Genomic DNA, 3,039 nt, shown 5'->3' with positions numbered 1-3,039 from the left:
CCTTCTCGGGATCACCCTACAATCTCTAGCCACTAGAGCTTCAAGGGAAAAGCACCATGAGGATCTCGATTGGCGAGTTGGCGCGGCGCACTGGGGTCAAGGTGCCGACGATCCGCTACTACGAAGGCGTCGGGCTTCTTCCGACACCGACACGAACGGAAGGGCGGCAAAGGCGCTTCGGTGCGGACGAGGTCGCCCGGCTCAACTTTATTCGTCATTCCCGCGAGCTGGGCTTCGAGGTCGCCGACATTCGTGAATTGCTGACGCTTAGCGAGCAGCCGGAGCGTTCCTGCGGCGAGGTGGACGCTATCGCCCGCCGCCACGTCGAGAMTATTGACCGACGGATTGGGAGGCTGGTGGCGCTGCGCGCCGAGCTGCAACGCTCGCTAGATCGGTGTGCGCGCGGTACGGTCGAGGAATGCCGGGTGATCGAAGTGCTGGGTTACGGGGACGACAGGGTTTAGCTAAAGGCAGCTCAGAGTACCGGGGAGCAGTGAGAGGCTGTTCGAAAACGTACGCTAAGGATTTTAGGAACCGGATTGCAACCGAAGAGGCCTGAAATTATCTCGCGGCGGCCGGATTTCGCCCCAAAGATAATCACCTGTCAGGCCAATATGCTCCCAGCCGAGTGGTGCTACATGAGCAAGCACGTCATCGGGCACCGCGATGCCCGTCTGACGAAGATGCTGAGCGGCACGGTCCAGACCTGACCAAACGCGGTGTCGGGTTGAAGGTCCTGGCGGGCGAAGGAGCCTCGATCGATACCACCACCGCAAATGGTCGCTTGATCTTCGCGATTTTTGCCGGACTGGCGGAGTTCGAGCGGGAATTGATCGTTGAACGCACACGCGCAGGTCTGGCTTCTGCACGTGCCCGAGGACGGGAGGGTGGCCGTCCCTTCAAGATGACCTTAGTAAACTTCGTCTGGCTCAGGCCGCCATGAGTGATCCTGAAACCCAGGTTGGAGATCTGTGTTCTGAACTGGGGATCAGCCGCCAGACGTTGTATCGACATGTCACTCCCGAGGGTAAAATCAGGCCGGATGGGGAAAAAACCTCTGGCGCAAAAAACACGAAAAATCTCTCAAAACTGAGACTTATGGCTTATCTCTGGTATGGGTAACGTGAGGATTGATCGATACCAGCAGAAACGGCTGATGACTGCGGGAATGCCCCTGATGAAACATCGAAAGCCGGTCCAGTTGCGCAACAGGCAGCCAGAGACGACCGTCCAGAGCAAGACACGGTGCATCTGCCCAGTGCAGACGTGAATCCGAGATCAGTTTCGTGATCTTTCCCGAAACGTCTCTCCGATAGACGCCGTTATCCTTCAGATTGGTGAAGTAAAGGTTTCCTGCAGCATCCATGGCGCTGCCCCCGACTGGAGGTAAATCTGCCCAAGGCTTTACAGCCGCAGACAGATCGGTTGATGACACACTGGGATCATCAAGCAACACTGTGGGAACTTGAGACCACGGTCCTTCAAGCGGCCCGAAATACAGCCATTTCCCGTCCGGACTGACTTCAAGCGGATCGACATTCACCAGAAGCGGCTGATGCGGACCGTTCTCCACGACGTGCCCGTCCATGACAATCGGTCGATCTGTCCGTGCGCGTGTGGAAACATCGTTGTCCAGAACACGACGTGCCTGACCTGTTTTGATATCAAGAACGATCAGCGCGGCCTTGCCCGCATCCGTGAGATAGGCGTGCGTTCCGTTGAAACGGATATCGTCGATATAGCTGCCCGCCTGCGCGATCTCTGGGCCCAGAGGATAGATCCGCAGCACATGACCTGTTGCCGGATCAATGCGGACCAGTTTGGCTCCTTCAGGTATGGGAGCACCTCCAAAAGACGGAGTTCCAGTATCAACAACCCAGAGCGTGCCGTCAGGAGCAACGTGGAGGGCATTGACGCTGACAAACCGATGCGTTGCATCCTGCCCGGGTTTCCAGCCATTCCAGTCAGCATCTGGAAAAGGCTTTATCTTTCCATTCTTTGTCAGAAGACCCACGGCCGGTCCGGAAAACCCGCTCCAGCGAGGGCCTGAGACAAACACATGACCGCCAGCAAGCGCTACGGCGTTCCAGTCTATTGCGTTAGTAGTCGCCTCAATCCTGATGGTCTGAGCACGGGCAGGATCAGGATGCCCGCATACCCCAACGAAACCCGTGAAAACGGCAATGGCGATCCTGCGCAGGCCTCTTTTTGTGAAAGCATGCGGCTGATTCTGTTTCATGACTCCCATGCCGTCAGATCCCTGCGATAAAACCGGACGGCGTACCGTCGGCAGGATCCACGAACACCACGTCATCTGGCGCCCGTCGCGGCGTGTCGATAGCAAGGAAAACAACTGGCTGGCTCAGAATGCGGGGTACGGCATGCACGGCCCGACGGGGGAACACCAGAAGATGGCCGGGTGCAAACGGGGCTTCCTCCTTGGGATCATCGATCCAAAACGTGCCTGTCCCGGAGAGGACATGAAGCACTTCATCGCACTGGGTATGATAATGCGGCGGTACTTCCCGATAAATCCTGAAGACCCGGATACTGGCTTCCGGCTTGTCAGTCAGATAGGTGTCCAGCAGCATCGTGTCCGCCGTTTCGGGAAACGCAGCGGCAATTTTATTCAGATCGAAGCGACCTCCCGTCCGGTTCAGGGTCATCAGATGTTCTTCGTCATTCATGAGGTCTGCTCCTCTCAAGCGCTTTGACTGTTTTCGTCACGGTTCTCTCCGCTCAGGCAGGAAAACTTTCGAGCACGATCTTGCCTTTGGCCTGACCACTCTCGATCAGAGCGTGAGCCTCTCGCAGATTGGCGGCGGTGATCGCGCCAAGATTTTTGCCGAGCGTCGTACGGAGACGCCCTTCGTCCAGAAGGCGCGACACCTCGTTCAGGAGTTTCCCTTGTGTGCTGATGTCTGCCGTTCCGAACAGTGAGCGGGTGAACATCAGCTCCCAATGCAGGGACAGGCTTTTGCGCTTGAGGGGTACAGCATTGAGTTCAGCAGGGTCATCAATCAGGCCGAAATGTCCCTG

General features: G+C 57.1%; 4 protein-coding genes and 2 pseudogenes. 2 read left to right on the top strand and 4 right to left on the bottom strand.

All coding sequences use genetic code 11. From position 1 onward, the window contains the following. The first annotated feature begins 56 nt into the window (after window positions 1–56). The gene (locus tag KP705_RS15250; protein ID WP_215764757.1) at window positions 57–464 is read left to right on the top strand and encodes a helix-turn-helix domain-containing protein; all 408 of its coding nucleotides are present in this window, start codon (window positions 57–59) and stop codon (window positions 462–464) included. Window positions 465–527: 63 nt separating this feature from the next. Here KP705_RS15250 and KP705_RS15245 read toward each other — a convergent pair. Continuing rightward, a pseudogene (locus KP705_RS15245) lies at window positions 528–704 on the bottom strand (Tn3 family transposase); the annotation flags it as partial. Between KP705_RS15245 and KP705_RS15240 the strand changes: the two are divergent. After that, window positions 704–1,122, top strand: a pseudogene (locus tag KP705_RS15240) (recombinase family protein); the annotation flags it as partial. The pseudogenes KP705_RS15245 and KP705_RS15240 overlap by 1 nt on opposite strands. On the opposite strand, the gene KP705_RS15235 reads toward KP705_RS15240, so the two are convergent. The 3 genes from KP705_RS15235 to KP705_RS15225 form a co-directional block, all read right to left on the bottom strand. Next, window positions 1,097–2,239 (bottom strand): major royal jelly family protein, encoded by a 1,143-nt coding sequence (locus KP705_RS15235; RefSeq protein WP_224777931.1) that lies wholly within the window; start codon window positions 2,237–2,239, stop codon window positions 1,097–1,099. The pseudogene KP705_RS15240 and the gene KP705_RS15235 sit on opposite strands and share 26 nt — an antisense overlap. A 13-nt stretch (window positions 2,240–2,252) precedes the next feature. Beyond that, on the bottom strand, window positions 2,253–2,687 hold the full coding sequence (locus tag KP705_RS15230) for a cupin domain-containing protein (protein WP_015075041.1): 435 nt from the start codon (window positions 2,685–2,687) through the stop codon (window positions 2,253–2,255). Window positions 2,688–2,739: 52 nt separating this feature from the next. Further along, the coding region (locus KP705_RS15225; protein WP_215764755.1) for a zinc-binding dehydrogenase at window positions 2,740–3,039 on the bottom strand (300 nt) is incomplete at its 5' end.

Source organism: Gluconobacter sp. P1D12_c (assembly GCF_018812105.1).
In the GTDB taxonomy this organism is placed as follows: Bacteria; Pseudomonadota; Alphaproteobacteria; order Acetobacterales; family Acetobacteraceae; genus Gluconobacter; species Gluconobacter oxydans_A.
The sequence above is the reverse complement of the archived record's forward strand: the minus strand, read 5'-3'. Positions and strand labels throughout refer to the sequence as shown.

What these genes read in the sequence shown, in the direction of transcription:
- KP705_RS15235 (WP_224777931.1), bottom strand. Translation starts at nt 2,239, where the DNA reads ATGAAACAGAATCAGCCGCATGCTTTCACAAAAAGAGGCCTGCGCAGG.
- KP705_RS15230 (WP_015075041.1), bottom strand. Translation starts at nt 2,687, where the DNA reads ATGAATGACGAAGAACATCTGATGACCCTGAACCGGACGGGAGGTCGC.